The sequence below is a fragment of the Acinetobacter sp. USHLN143 genome (assembly GCF_037145695.1).
GTDB lineage: Bacteria > Pseudomonadota > Gammaproteobacteria > Pseudomonadales > Moraxellaceae > Acinetobacter > Acinetobacter fasciculus.
Genome location: NZ_JBBCWZ010000002.1, coordinates 44090 through 56727 on the forward strand (window position 1 = coordinate 44090; position 12638 = coordinate 56727).

At 43.7% G+C, this 12638-nt stretch carries 13 protein-coding genes; 7 read left to right on the top strand and 6 right to left on the bottom strand.

Features of this window, described 5'->3' with window-relative positions; translation table 11 throughout:
• Positions 1-49: 49 nt before the first annotated feature.
• The 5 genes from WFH18_RS01170 to WFH18_RS01190 all read left to right on the top strand — a co-directional run bounded on the left by WFH18_RS01170 (position 50) and on the right by WFH18_RS01190 (position 4758).
• The gene (locus tag WFH18_RS01170; RefSeq protein WP_164542746.1) at positions 50-799 is read left to right on the top strand and encodes an RsiV family protein; all 750 of its coding nucleotides are present in this window, start codon (positions 50-52) and stop codon (positions 797-799) included.
• 112 nt (positions 800-911) lie between these two features.
• Positions 912-2183, top strand: a complete 1272-nt coding sequence (gene serS / locus WFH18_RS01175; RefSeq protein ID WP_164542747.1) for a serine--tRNA ligase — start codon at positions 912-914, stop codon at positions 2181-2183.
• Positions 2184-2256: 73 nt separating this feature from the next.
• Entirely contained in the window at positions 2257-3639 is a 1383-nt protein-coding gene (cysG, locus tag WFH18_RS01180; protein WP_004731906.1) for a siroheme synthase CysG, read from the top strand.
• A 70-nt stretch (positions 3640-3709) separates the two neighbouring features.
• Positions 3710-4186 carry a tRNA (cytidine(34)-2'-O)-methyltransferase gene (locus tag WFH18_RS01185; RefSeq protein ID WP_004731903.1) on the top strand — a complete coding sequence of 159 codons (477 nt, stop codon included), beginning with the start codon at positions 3710-3712 and terminating at the stop codon, positions 4184-4186.
• A gap of 89 nt (positions 4187-4275) precedes the next feature.
• Positions 4276-4758 carry a hypothetical protein gene (locus WFH18_RS01190; protein ID WP_164542748.1) on the top strand — a complete coding sequence of 161 codons (483 nt, stop codon included), beginning with the start codon at positions 4276-4278 and terminating at the stop codon, positions 4756-4758.
• Positions 4759-4827: 69 nt separating this feature from the next.
• Here the strand turns inward: WFH18_RS01190 and WFH18_RS01195 are convergent, their stop codons facing one another.
• The 6 genes from WFH18_RS01195 to rpoD all read right to left on the bottom strand — a co-directional run bounded on the left by WFH18_RS01195 (position 4828) and on the right by rpoD (position 11425).
• Positions 4828-6219 carry an APC family permease gene (locus tag WFH18_RS01195; protein WP_004731900.1) on the bottom strand — a complete coding sequence of 464 codons (1392 nt, stop codon included), beginning with the start codon at positions 6217-6219 and terminating at the stop codon, positions 4828-4830.
• A 266-nt stretch (positions 6220-6485) separates the two neighbouring features.
• On the bottom strand, positions 6486-7670 hold the full coding sequence (locus tag WFH18_RS01200) for an iron-containing alcohol dehydrogenase (protein ID WP_004280629.1): 1185 nt from the start codon (positions 7668-7670) through the stop codon (positions 6486-6488).
• Between the two features lies 1 nt (position 7671).
• A complete protein-coding gene (locus WFH18_RS01205) occupies positions 7672-8205 on the bottom strand; it encodes a hypothetical protein (RefSeq protein ID WP_004280628.1) in 534 nt (177 codons plus the stop codon).
• Between the two features lie 74 nt (positions 8206-8279).
• Positions 8280-8939 (bottom strand): lipoyl(octanoyl) transferase LipB, encoded by a 660-nt coding sequence (gene lipB, locus WFH18_RS01210; protein ID WP_004731898.1) that lies wholly within the window; start codon positions 8937-8939, stop codon positions 8280-8282.
• A gap of 150 nt (positions 8940-9089) precedes the next feature.
• Positions 9090-9377 (bottom strand): YbeD family protein, encoded by a 288-nt coding sequence (locus tag WFH18_RS01215; RefSeq protein ID WP_004280625.1) that lies wholly within the window; start codon positions 9375-9377, stop codon positions 9090-9092.
• Between the two features lie 113 nt (positions 9378-9490).
• A complete protein-coding gene (gene rpoD / locus WFH18_RS01220) occupies positions 9491-11425 on the bottom strand; it encodes an RNA polymerase sigma factor RpoD (RefSeq protein WP_224215688.1) in 1935 nt (644 codons plus the stop codon).
• Between the two features lie 351 nt (positions 11426-11776).
• Between rpoD and WFH18_RS01225 the strand changes: the two genes are divergently transcribed.
• Both WFH18_RS01225 and WFH18_RS01230 read left to right on the top strand, forming a co-directional pair.
• On the top strand, positions 11777-11983 hold the full coding sequence (locus tag WFH18_RS01225; RefSeq protein ID WP_004280622.1) for a PA3496 family putative envelope integrity protein: 207 nt from the start codon (positions 11777-11779) through the stop codon (positions 11981-11983).
• 71 nt (positions 11984-12054) lie between these two features.
• Positions 12055-12579: a YecA/YgfB family protein gene (locus WFH18_RS01230; RefSeq protein WP_004280621.1), complete on the top strand. Its 525-nt coding sequence runs from the start codon at positions 12055-12057 to the stop codon at positions 12577-12579.
• Positions 12580-12638: the final 59 nt, after the last annotated feature.

Consider the following 12638-nt stretch of genomic DNA (forward strand, 5'->3'; position numbering starts at 1 on the left):
AATAAATAAAAGTCGAGTCAATGAAATTGCAAAATTTTGGGAGCTCAAAATGAAGATTAATCTATTTAAAATTGCTGAAATTTACGCTGTTTTATTACTCACTGTGGGTGTGTTGGGTTGTCAGCCTCAATCCAGCTCAGTGGCAACGCTCGCGCAAACAGATCGGGTTGTGCAAATTGAAGCCAAAACCGTTCCAATTAAAGGGGCAGCCAAAGTGGTATGTGAAATAGAAGGTTGTGTGCGCTTCGATCTACAAACGGTGGACAGCAATATTGACTGGATTAATCAATATTTTATTGAGCGGATACAGCATACCGAACCTGTTGCATTCACCAAAATCACCCAGAAAAATCCTAAAAAAGCTGATGAGCCGCATTATCTGGATCAGCGCTTTATCAAGGTAGAATTTATTGGTCAGCACGCTTATCTGGCGACTTTTGCCTTAAAAAGTTCCAATCTGGCGAGGAGCAAAAATGCTTCTCTGAAACATGTGGAATATATCAATTTTGATCTAAAGCAGAGAAAACGTTTGGCCCTCTCCCAACTATTATTAAATGGCGGTGAGCAGAAACTGCTGAATGCAATGTATCAGGCCAATACTCAATGGCTGAATACGCAGGGCATTCAACCACAGCAGTTAAAATTGGGTGATAACTATTATTTTGATACAACAGGTCTGGTGATGGTGTATCCAGCAGGCGAATTAGCTCCCGCAGCAACAGGAATGCCTGAATTAAAAGTGTCCTATGTGGATTTAAAGGAAGTGATTCAGTCTGAATATTTAGCCATTTTGCAGTAAGAAGCTTCCTAAATATTGTGCTAATAGGACGCAGCCAGGGTCATGGTCACTGTATTTTTTGACGTTAAGAGCTTACACTATAGCCAGTTTTTTTCTTCTGCAAAGATTGATTATGATCGACCCGAAATTACTCAGAAATAATATTGAGGCTGTAAATGTAGCCTTGGCAAAACGTGGTGTTCAACTCAATGTTGAAGAGTGGGTATCCCTAGAAGCACGCCGTAAAGAGATTCAGTCCAAGACAGAAACACTGCAAGCTGAACGTAATGCCGGTGCCAAACAAGTCGGTCAAATTAAAAAAGCAGGTGGCGACGCATCTGAAATCATGACACGCATGTCTGCGATTGGTGATGAAATCAAAGCAGCTGAAGCAGCACTGGCTGAACTGCAAGCTGAGCTTGAAGAAAAATTATTATCTATTCCAAACTTGCCAGATGAAGCTGTGCCTGAAGGTAAAGACGAAAGCGATAATGTGGAAATCCTGAAATGGGGTACACCGCGTGAATTTGATTTCGAAATCAAAGACCATACGGATCTGGGCGAAATGATGGGCGGTCTTGAATTTGAAACCGCGACCAAATTAACTGGTTCACGCTTCAGTGTATTGAAAGGTCCATTGGCGCGTTTACAACGTGCCATTACCCAGTTCATGCTAAATACGCATACTGATCAAAATGGTTATACCGAAGCCTATGTGCCTTATCTGGTCAATGCAGATTCATTGCGTGGGACTGGTCAGCTGCCTAAATTTGAAGAAGATCTGTTTAAGCTGCAGGGCGAAAAAGAGTTTTATCTGATTCCAACTGCTGAAGTGCCAGTGACGAATTTCGTACGTGATGAAATTATTGATGCAGACCGTCTGCCACTGAAATATGCAGCGCACACGCCATGTTTCCGTAGCGAAGCAGGTTCTTATGGTCGTGATACCCGCGGTTTGATCCGTCAGCACCAATTCGACAAAGTCGAAATGGTTCAGATTGTAAAACCTGAAACTTCGATGCAAGTGCTTGAAGAATTGACTGGCCATGCTGAAGGCATTTTGCAAGCACTCGGACTTCCATATCGTAAAATTTTACTTTGTGGTGGTGACATGGGCTTTGGTGCGACCAAGACTTATGACTTGGAAGTCTGGGTACCAAGCCAAAATACCTACCGTGAAATTTCTTCATGCTCAAACATGGGTGATTTCCAGGCGCGTCGTATGAAAGCGCGTTACCGTGCTGATCAGAAGAAAACTGAATTTGTGCATACCTTGAATGGTTCAGGTCTGGCCGTGGGTCGTACTTTACTTGCAGTGATGGAAAACTATCAACGTGCCGATGGCTCCATTGAGATTCCTGAAGTATTACGTCCATATATGTGTGGTGCGACTTATATCGACTAATTGTCGATCTCAGCATCCCTAAATGTGCATGAAAATTGCATAGACAGTCAGATTTAAAATTTTGAGGTAGTTCGTGGATATTTTTCCAATCTCGTTAAAGTTGCAACAGCAACCTTGTCTGATTGTCGGTGGTGGACATATTGCATACCGTAAAGCACTTTTACTTCAAAAAGCAGGTGCGATCATTCATGTGATTGCGCCTGAAATTGAAGAGAGTCTGTTGAGAATTGTGCAAAATAGCCAAGGACAATATGTGCAGGCGGCTTTTCATCCTGAAGTTGCGTTACGTTCATATCGACTGGTGATTGCGGCGACTGATGATGCAGAGACCAATCGTCAGGTCTTTGAATTGTGTGAAGCGGAAAATGTTCTGGTCAATAGCGTTGATGATCCGCCGCATTGCCGCTTTATGGTGCCAGCGATTATTGACCGTTCGCCATTGGTCATTTCGGTCGCATCAAATGGTACGTCGCCGGTATTATCGCGACAGATCCGTACTCAGTTAGAAGCCGCTATTCCGCATGGAATGGGCAAGTTGGCTGAATTTTCAGGAAAATGGCGCAGTGCGGTTAAGGCTAAAATTGTCAATCCGGATGAACGCCGTATTTTCTGGGAAGATTTATATGCCAGTCCGCTAAAAGAGCAGGTGTTTAACGACAATATCGCGGAAGCAGATCGCCTGATCGAGCAAGCCTTACAAGAATGGCAAAAGCCGAAAGGTGAAGTCTACTTGGTCGGTGCGGGTCCGGGTGATCCAGAGCTGTTGACCTTAAAAGCCTTACGTTTGATGCAGCAAGCGGATGTGGTGATTTACGACCGACTGGTTTCAGCGCCAATTATGGAGCTGTGCCGCCGTGATGCGGAAAAGATCTATGTGGGTAAGGCACGTTCCAATCATGCGGTTCCGCAAGATGGAATTAATGCCTTGTTGGTGAAATATGCCAGTGAAGGAAAGCGGGTTTGTCGTCTGAAAGGCGGTGATCCATTTATCTTCGGGCGTGGCGGTGAAGAGATTGAAGAGCTATTTGCTGCTGGAATTACTTTCCAGGTGGTTCCAGGGATTACCGCAGCTTCAGGATGTTCAGCCTATGCCGGTATTCCATTAACCCATCGTGATTATGCGCAAAGTGTGCGTTTTCTGACCGGTCACTTAAAAGAAGGTTCGCCAGAATTGCCTTGGAGTGAGTTGGTCTATGAAAACCAGACCTTGGTGCTTTATATGGGGCTGGTGGGACTGGAGAAAATCTGTGCAGAATTAATCGCTCATGGTCAGCGAGCCGACATGCCAGTGGCCTTGGTTTCTAAAGGTACGACGCCTGAACAGAAAGTTGTAGTAGGAACGCTTGCCGATATTGCATCCAAAGTGTCCGAACATCAGATTCAAGCCCCAACTTTGACCATTATTGGTGAAGTTGTACGCTTACGTGAACAATTGCAATGGCATGAGCGAGGATAAGCAAAGCACTGCTTTGCCCGAGCGCAAGACGAATGTCCTGTCTGAATTAAATATATTGAGTGAGTAAGCTGTGATCCACGTTGTTTTATATGAGCCTGAAATTCCTGCAAATACAGGCAATATCATTCGTCTATGTGCGAATACCGGAGCACAGTTGCATCTGGTCAAGCCGCTGGGTTTTGAGCTGGATGACAAAAAGCTGAAACGTGCCGGTCTGGATTATCACGAATATGCCAATATGCAGATTTGGGAAAACATCGAAGACTGTCTGGCCGATTTGGCAAGCAAAGGCATTGGGCTGGATGCAATCTATCCATTGACCACCAAAGGTTCTGAAACACCGCATACTTCGGATTTAAACTGTCCTGTGGCCTTGTTAATGGGTCCGGAAACTCGTGGTCTGCCTGAACATGTTCGTATGATGTTTCCGCAAAAGCACTGGATTCGTTTACCGATGGCAGAAAACTCCCGAAGTTTGAACTTGTCGAATGCCACTGCAGTAATTGTCTACGAAGCTTGGCGTCAGCAAGGTTTTAAAACGCTTTAAGCTGAAATTTGTGATGATTCTAAAAGCTGCCTTTGGGTGGCTTTTTTATTTTGTGTAACAAATAGATAAACTGCTTTTCACTTCGTTGTATGCTTGAATTTATAACTTTATCAAATATAACAAAAGGTGCAGCTTTGAAGCCTCTAGTAAAACTTGTCATCGTATGTTGTCTTGGAACTGTTGCGGCTTCCGTGAATGCGGAAGAGGGCAGTGCTGCCACATCGGCAACAAAGGAAGTTCAACCCATTACTCAAGCGGAAATACAGCAGGGTTTGCTCAACATGCAAAAACGCTTAGATACGCGTATTGAAAAATGGGGACAGAGCTTGGATGCAGATGATTTTCAATGGACCTGGCGAGGGCGTAAATTAAAGCCCGCCAAGCGTGAGGAAGTCTCTGATATTTTTCAGGATGTCGTGGATGAAATGTATCAACTGGCTATCAAGAATAAAGCCCGTTTAGGTCCGGAAGAGCAAAAGTTATTGTCTAATCGCAGTCTGTTTATCGAGAAACTGGGTTATGAAAATAATCGGGTCAATACCCAGATGGGTTTTGATTGTTATTTACATTAGTAAAATCAAAACATGACAGACATAAAAAAAGGCGCATGAAGCGCCTTTTTTATTTGAATTGAAACGATATTATTTATCGTCAAATTCATTGTGCTGAGGAGCTGGGTGCTTGAAGCCTTTAGTTTTATAGCCCAAGTACAAGATACCGCCAAATGCCCAGATCAGACCGTATTTAAGCGAAGCTTCATCGACTTCTAGCCACAATGCAAATACTGAAATGAAGCCAAGTAAAGGAACAACGACAAAGTTCATGATCTCTTTAGCACTCTTGGTACGACCATCACGTAATGCATAACGTGAAATCACTGACAAGTTGACGAAACTGAATGCAGTTAAGGCACCAAAGCTGATCAAAGACACCACAAAGTCAAGATCCATAAAGCCAGCAGTTAAAGCCACTGCACCAGCGATTAGGATGTTGTAGGAAGGTGTGTAGTTTTTCGGGCTAATATGACCGAAGATCTTCTTGTTGATCACGCCATCACGACCCATCACGTACATCAGACGTGATACACCCGCATGTGCTGAAATACCAGAAGCCATGACTGTCACAATTGCGAAGTAAAGTACGACTGTCTTAAACGCCACGCCACCTACAGCTTGTAAAATATCCGGCTGTGTTGCAGCGATATCTTCAAAGTAAGTTTTTGGATCATTCGGGAAGAAGATCTGCATAAAGTAAGTACTGATGATGAAGATGATACCTGCCAATAATGCAGTCAAGAAAATCGCTTTAGGTAAGGTTTTCTCAGTATCTTTGGTTTCTTCAGCAAGAGAACTTAAAGAGTCAAAGCCTGTGAATGAGAAACACAGTAAGGTTGCACCGGTAATCAGGGCAGCAACAGACGTAAACTCATTCCAGAATGGCTCTAAACTCCACAATTGATACTTTGCATTGACCAGTGTGCCGTCTGCATTTACACCACCTTCCAGAAGTTGGTAAACCATCCAGGTGAAGTATGCAATGACGCCCAATTGTACGAATACAATCATACTGTTGAAGTTGGCAACAAATCTCGCACCACGAAGGTTAATTGCAGTCATAAAGGCGGTTAAACCAATGACCCAAACCCAATGGTTCATATCCGGGAAAAGTGCTTCCAGATAAATCACAGCCAGAATGATATTGACCATTGGCGATAACAGGTAATCCAGCAAGGATGACCAACCCACCATGAAACCTACGTTCGGGTGGATGGATTTTTGCGCATAGGTATAGGCCGAACCCGAAGAAGGGTAGCGACGAATCATATGACCATAGCTCAAGGAGGTTAACAAAATTGCAATCAGTGCAAAAATGTAAGAGGTAGGAACGTGGAAGTTACTTTCTTCAGATACCAGACCAAATGTATCGAACAAGGTCATGGGTTGAATATAAGCTAAACCAATAATAATGATGTGCCAGAGTCCCAGCGTTTTTTGCAGTTTAGCTGCCGATTGAGTCCCAGAGATATTAGTCAACGGCGTTATCCTCTTAATCGTTGATCAAGGATCAGTCATATTTATAAGGATCGTTTGAGACGAACGATCCCCCCTACAGTTTTCTATAAAAGTCCGCCAATCTACTTGAAAAGAACGGCTTTTGCTAGCTATTTTTTTGACTTTTGTCCTGCATAAAATGTGCCATTCAAAAAAGAAATCGAATTTTTTCTTATGCAAGATAAAAGCCTGATGTTTAAAAAAACATCAGGCTGGAATTTCGGCTATATTGGCTTATTTTTCAGTAATTACCAAGCCTTTTTTAAGATAGATTTTAAATCTTCTAGGGTGGCTTCTTTCGGGTTATAAATGATGGAACCATCATTCAGGGCTTTCTCTGCCACTTCATCGAGCTGGGCTTCAGAAATCTTACCGGTTTCACGTAATGTGCGTGGTAATTTGGTCAGACTGTAAATCCGGTCACGCATGGTCAGAATCGTCGCAATGGTTTTGTCAGCACGTAGATGCGCTGGCGTTTGTGCATAAATATCGGCACCCGCCAAAGGCAGGAGCAGATCTGCAATTTTATCGCCATTGACCTCTTTGTTGTATTCCAGCACATAAGGCAGGAATAAGTTCATACATAAACCATGCGGCAGGTGTACCACTGCACCCAATGAGTGCCCCAGTGAATGCACAATGCCAACCATCGAGTTGGAAAATGCAATTCCCGCCATGGTCGATGCCTGTGCCAGCTCCAGACGGCCTTGTGCATCGGAAGGGTTATCCAGCACATTAAATAGGTGGGTACTGATCTTTTTGACTGCGGCGGTGGCATAAGCATCCGAAATCGGATTGGCTGCCATGCAGGTATAAGCTTCGACCGCATGGGTCATAGCATCCATTGCGGTCATGGCAGTTAAATGTGGCGGCAAGGTCTGGGTCATGCGGGGATCCAGAATCGCAGCATGCGGCATCAGATAATAAGAGGCGAACGGCATTTTGACGTTCTTTTCAGTGTCCGACACGACAGCGACCATGGTCACTTCTGAACCTGTACCAGATGTGGTTGGAATCACAAAGAACGGTTTCAGCGGTTTAGGCAAGTTATGTGCACCCGAATATTTCAGCAGGTCATCACCGCCTTCCGATACCAGAATATTGGTTGCCTTAGAGGTATCAATGACTGAACCACCACCCACAGCAATGATCGCGTCGCAATGATTTTCGCGATACAGCTTTGCCGCACTGCGCACTGTACCCAAGCTAGAGTCGGGTGGTACATCATCAAAAATCGCTACAATTGCAGCATCTGCCATTTCAAATGCAGCTTCAATTGGTGCCAACAAATTGTTGGCACGGACGCCTTTGTCGGTAATGATGAGCGGACGTTTGGCCCCTAAAGTCGCAAGTTCAAACGGAATATGTTCTAACGCGGCATGACCGGCAATCACTTTGACCGGACAGAAAAATTCATAATAAGGTTTAGCCATGTTATACACTCCGTTTCAAATAGGATTGAGCGATTTTCAGATAAATACTGCTCGCTTCGCTTAGTTTTTCTTTTAGGCTTAGATTGCTTGGATATTCTTTCACTGCCAGTTGTGCCACCATTTTCGGCAAAATCAGTGCTTCCATTTTATTCAGGCAGCGAACGAGGCGAATGGCATTGGAAATATCGCCATCAGCAATCATACGGTCATGGGCAAAAGCCTGTGAGGTACTTTCCTGAAAAGAAAACACCAAAAAGGCATGGTGCAGATGTTTAAAGGTAATGATCAAATCAGGTGCTTTTTCCAGATTTTTAACCAGTTCCAGTTGTTTGTCCTCAGTGACTCGCGCTACAAAGGCCGGGCCATGCGGAAAGACTTTCATGGAAAGAGTAAAATTTTCTGGAAAATGGGCCACTTCCTGTTTGATTTCTTTATCCACCTGACTTGCCATGACCAGACCTCGGCCAATCACATCCATCATGAGTTTGACATAGGCAAGCTGCAAAGCGGGTTTTACGGATTTAGTCGCAATCACGTGATGATCCCTATCTCAATATTATTAGTTTAGAGTAAATACTCTAATTTATTTGGGGTTGAAATGCAAAGGCTTTATCTTTGCTCGACAGTTATTTGCTTAAAGTACCCGCTGTGGCGCAAAGTTTCAATAATTTCAGTGCACAACTGGCTAAACTGGGGTGGTTGTTCGAGCAGGTCACTCATGCGTACCATTTCCAGTCCTGCATAGCCACAAGGATTGATGGTGTTGAATCCGCTCAGGTCACAATCCAGGTTTAAGGACAGACCATGGTAGCTACGGCCTTTACGAATTTTAAAACCGAGTGAGCCAATTTTTCGCTCAGACACATATACCCCGGGTGCATCCGGTTTGGCATAGGCATCAATGCCATATTTTTTCAGCAAGTCAATCATCAGGTTTTCAGCATAAGACACCAGCGTGCGCACATTCCAGCCCAGACGATTCAGGTCAAACATGAAGTAAGCCACCAATTGACCGGGACCATGCCAGGTCACCTGACCACCACGATCGGTCTGAATCACCGGGATATTGCTTGGTATTAAAATATGTTCCGGTTTGCCTGCCTGACCTTGAGTCAGTACATCCTGATGTTGCAAAATCCACAATTGATCCGGGCTATGTTCATCACGGGTTTCCGTAAATGTTTTCATTTCCAGAAAACGATCTTCATAAGGTGTGAGGTCGTGATATTGACGAATGATCAGCTCGGGCTTTTGCAGCACATCAGTCACAGGGAGTGTCCTTAGTAATTATAAAAACTGATCATAATTATAATGGCTTCGGCATGAAATAGGGGCGAGATCTGCAATATTTAAGCGCTAGCTCAGTCATTGTACAGGCATAAAAAAACACGCCCGGAAGCGTGTCTTTTGTATTTTCGATTACAATGCAGTTTTAATCAGCGGGCAGGCGGCCAAATCTGCATACACTGCATGCACCTGTTCCAGCTCCAGAAAGCGCAGTTGTGCGGTAATGGAGTGATATTTGCCAGTACGTGATGGTGTAATACTTACGCTATCACCTTCAAAATCTGGAAAATGTTTTAGAAAAATGTCGATGACAGCGTGACGCAATTCATCGCCCGCAAGGCCAATCAGTTTAATCGGATAATCCATAGGGAAAACCCAAAGATGTTCTTGAAGTTCACGAGATGGTGTACGGTCTAACATGGTAGTCCCCCTGATTTGAAACGCCTGCGATCATGCAGGCGTTTGGGTCTGTCTTGGCTACTTAAATGGAGACTGATGATCAAATTTCAAGTCCCCACATCAAGCATCAAATCTTAATCATTCTCAAGGAATGAACGTAAGTGTTCTGAACGCGATGGATGGCGAAGTTTACGCAGTGCTTTCGCTTCAATCTGACGGATACGTTCACGGGTCACGTCAAACTGTTTGCCCACTTCTTCCAGAGTATGGTCAGTCGGCATGTCGATACCAAAACGCATTTTCAGGACTTTGGCTTCACGTTCAGTCAGGTTTTCCAGAACTTCACGTGTTGCTTCTTTCAGGCCTTCAGACGTTGCAGCATCAATTGGTGACGTGATGTTGCTGTCTTCAATGAAGTCACCCAGATGCGAATCTTCATCATCACCGATTGGTGTTTCCATCGAAATCGGTTCTTTGGCGATTTTCAGTACTTTACGTACTTTAACTTCGTCCATTTCCAGACGTTCACCCAGTTCTTCAGGCGTCGGTTCACGTCCCATTTCCTGTAGAAGCTGACGAGATACACGATTGATCTTATTGATCGTTTCAATCATGTGTACCGGAATACGAATGGTACGTGCCTGATCCGCAATCGAACGGGTAATCGCCTGACGAATCCACCAAGTGGCATAAGTCGAGAATTTATAACCACGACGGTATTCAAACTTGTCTACGGCTTTCATTAGACCGATGTTACCTTCCTGAATCAGATCCAGGAATTGCAAGCCACGGTTGGTATATTTCTTCGCAATCGAAATGACCAGACGTAAGTTCGCTTCAACCATTTCTTTCTTGGCACGACGTGCTTTGGCTTCACCGACAGCCATACGTTTGGCAATGTCTTTAATACCTTTTACATCAAGACCAAGCTCTTTCTCGATATCGGCAATTTTTTGCTGGAAGGCCAATACGTCTGGACGTACTTTTTCCAGATAAGCTTTCTGGTCTGCAGGTGTTTTCGCAATCTGCTCATCTAACCAGGCTGGATTCGATTCCTGACCCGGGAAGCTGGTACGGAACTGGGTACGATCCATACGGCCACGACGTACTGCATAGCGCATCACTTCACGTTCTGCACCACGAATCTGGTCATGGGTACCACGAATCATTTCAGAAATGATATCGAATAGACGCGGGGTAAATTTGAACATCATGAATACAGTTGCAAGTGCCTGAAGAGCTTCTTCAGCCTGTTTGCTGTCACGACCATGTTTTTCAATGGTTGCTTTGGTATTCAGCCACGCATTTTCCAGTTCAGTGAAACGCGCTTTAGCAATTTCAGGATCTGGACCAGAATCTGCTTCTGATTCATCATCAGAATCTGCTTCTTCTTCCTCTTCATCATCGTCCAGTTTTACATCTTTGGTCGATTTTTTCGAGTCAGTCTCATCTTCAGCAAGAACCGCTTCTTCTTCTAGAACTTCAGGAATTTCTTCATCTGATTCAGGATCTAAATAACCTGATAAAAGGTCAGCAAGACGGCGTTCACCCGCTTCATAATCTTTGTATTCTTGCAGTACCACTTCTACCGCATTCGGCCAGTAAGCAATCGAGTGCAAAACATCACGAATACCTTCTTCGATGCGTTTTGCGATGCTGATTTCGCCTTCACGAGTCAGAAGTTCTACTGTACCCATCTCACGCATATACATACGTACAGGGTCAGTGGTACGACCTGGCTCGTTTTCTACCGAGGCAAGTACGGCTGCAGCTTCTTCTTCTGCAACTTCATCCGCCGCTTCTGCAGTATCTTCGAACATCGTATCATCAGATTCAGGCGCGCGATCATGTACCGGAATACCAACGTCATTCAGCATCTGAATGATGTCTTCAATCTGCTCGCTTTCTGTGATGGAGTCCGGCAGATGATCGTTAACCTCAGCGAAGGTTAAATAACCTTGTTCTTTGCCTCGGCTAATCAGAGCCGCTACTTGAGAAGTAGGGGAAGTCATATCGCTCATCTTTTGCTTACTCTTCGTTGAATCTGTGGCAGTAAAAAACCGTACAATGCTGCACGATTTAAGCTCGTTAAATTTAGTGAATAGCCTACATATTTCATCAGTGAATTCAGCATTAAAGCTGTCTGATAAAATATTTAAAATGAAATTCAGTAATTTAAGATGGGGGTGAATTTGTTGTTTTCAAGTTCATCCCATGCGTGTCTGTTTATGACTCAAAAAAGGAGAATCAAAAAACATAAGGACGCAGGGTGGATTATATCATGGCACACAATTGAGACAGAAAAAACCCCTAATTACAAATTAAAAATACGAAAATCCAAATAAAACTTGACTTGTTATTTTAGGCACGATAAATAGCGCTTAAATCCTTTTACATTTTTCACTCATGAGGAAGTTTTAGTGTCTTCTACAGATTTTGAACTAGATGATAACTTCGGTGAAGATGATGTTAATTTCGATGAGGCTTCTAGCAAGCTCAGTGCTAAAGAGTCGTTGGAAAAACGTCGTCTGATCGATGATCTGCTGACCCAACGTCGTTTAGAGCGCGAACTCAAAGATTTTGACTATGACTTCGACGATGATGACGATTTTGACGACGAAGATTAACGAATTCGGATTTAGCATAGCCTGAATAAATGCTATGCTAAACCTTTCGGTTTTCTAAGTTTGGATGTTAGATGAGTGCTTTAGATTTAGACCTGTTGAGTGAATATCTAGATGGTGACCAAAATGAACATGGTCTAGATTTCGCGGCAACCCATGGTTTCTTATGTGCTATTGCAGTAGGCCCAAAATTCGACAAATGGTTAGACGAACTTTTTGATAGTAATCAAAAGAAAGTGCCTGCAGAAATCATCACTCAGGTGCAAGCATGGTTAGAGTCTATTCGTCAAAGCTTAGCCAATGAAGAAGGGATTACGTTCCCGTTTGAAATTGAAGAAGCAGATACTGAATCAAGCTTGGGTGACTGGAGTGTGGGCTTTGTAGACGCCATGTTCCTAAACGAAGACGCTTGGTTTACTGAAGAATTTGAAGAACAACTGGTGGATTTAACCCTGCCAATCATGGTCTTCAGCGGCATTGATGATGAAGATCCACAAATGGAAACTTTCCGTCGCAATGGCCAGTTAATGGACGAGCTTGCAGAAGAAATTCCAGAAAACTTAAATGAATTGTATCTGATGTATCACACTCCAGAATAATTCATAAAAAAAGCACCGCAGGGTGCTTTTTTTAGCTTTGGCCTTTTTGCATCTTTGAG

Bases quoted from the DNA above. Each gene is read 5' to 3' on its own strand.
- WFH18_RS01170 (WP_164542746.1), top strand. From the start codon at position 50: ATGAAGATTAATCTATTTAAAATTGCTGAAATTTACGCTGTTTTATTA.
- serS (WP_164542747.1), top strand. From the start codon at position 912: ATGATCGACCCGAAATTACTCAGAAATAATATTGAGGCTGTAAATGTA.
- WFH18_RS01190 (WP_164542748.1), top strand. From the start codon at position 4,276: ATGCTTGAATTTATAACTTTATCAAATATAACAAAAGGTGCAGCTTTG.
- WFH18_RS01200 (WP_004280629.1), bottom strand. From the start codon at position 7,670: ATGGCTAAACCTTATTATGAATTTTTCTGTCCGGTCAAAGTGATTGCC.
- WFH18_RS01215 (WP_004280625.1), bottom strand. From the start codon at position 9,377: ATGTTAGACCGTACACCATCTCGTGAACTTCAAGAACATCTTTGGGTT.
- WFH18_RS01230 (WP_004280621.1), top strand. From the start codon at position 12,055: ATGAGTGCTTTAGATTTAGACCTGTTGAGTGAATATCTAGATGGTGAC.